Below are 818 nucleotides of genomic sequence, written 5' to 3' on the forward strand. Positions count from 1 at the left end.
CGCCCGGCCGGGCGGGTTGCACCAGCGCTCGTCCGGGTCGCCGCCCAGGTAGGGGCCGTTGCCGTTGCGGCTGGTGTCGATGACGAAGTGCTTGTTCCCGATCTTCTCCGACAGCCGCTTTCCGTAGGCGATGGAGTCCTCGGTGGAGTAGAAGTTGGAGACGTTCACCGCGAAGCCGTCGGCCCGGTCCACACCCGCCCGCCGCAGCGGCTCGTGGATCCGGTCGGGATCGCCCCAGCCGGCGTTGCCCGCGTCCAGGTAGACCTTGGTGTTCTTCAGGGACGTGAGCCGTTCGACCGCGCCCTTGAGCAGCTCGTAGCGCTCGTCCCGGAACTCCTCGGGGGTGCAGCCGTCCACCAGGTGCAGCACGGCGTCCGGCTCCAGGATCACCACGGCCGCCCGGTCCCCGATGCCCCGGGCGACACCGTCCACCCACGCCCGGTAGGCGGCCCCGTCGGCGGCGCCTCCCTGGGAGTACTGGCCGCAGTCGCGGTGCGGGATGTTGTAGAGGACGAGCAGCGCGGTACGGCCCGCCTTGTCGGCGGCCTCGGTGAGACCGCGGACCTCCTGCTCGGGGTTCTCCGGGCCGATCCACTCGCCGGTCGGCTGCTCGGCGATCTTCCGGATCAGCTCGGCCTCGGCCTTCCTCCCGGCCTTGACGTACGCGGTGACCTGCCGGGCCGCCCGGCTGTCCGGGTTGACCCAGAACGGGGCGGCGTGCTGGGACCGGCGGGCGTTCCCGGCGCCGTCGTCCCGGCCGTCCCCTCCCCCCGGTGAGCACCCGGCGGCCAGCAACACCGCCCCCAGCACCGCGGCGG

Annotated in this window: 1 protein-coding gene; it reads right to left on the reverse strand. The window is 73.1% G+C overall.

Annotated features, from left to right (window positions below; translation table 11 throughout):
• The coding region (locus CCN35_RS26900; protein ID WP_211285588.1) for a glycoside hydrolase family 6 protein at window positions 1-818 on the reverse strand (818 nt) is incomplete at both ends.

This window comes from Streptomyces thermovulgaris, from assembly GCF_002155915.1.
GTDB classification, from domain to species: domain Bacteria; phylum Actinomycetota; class Actinomycetes; order Streptomycetales; family Streptomycetaceae; genus Streptomyces; species Streptomyces thermovulgaris.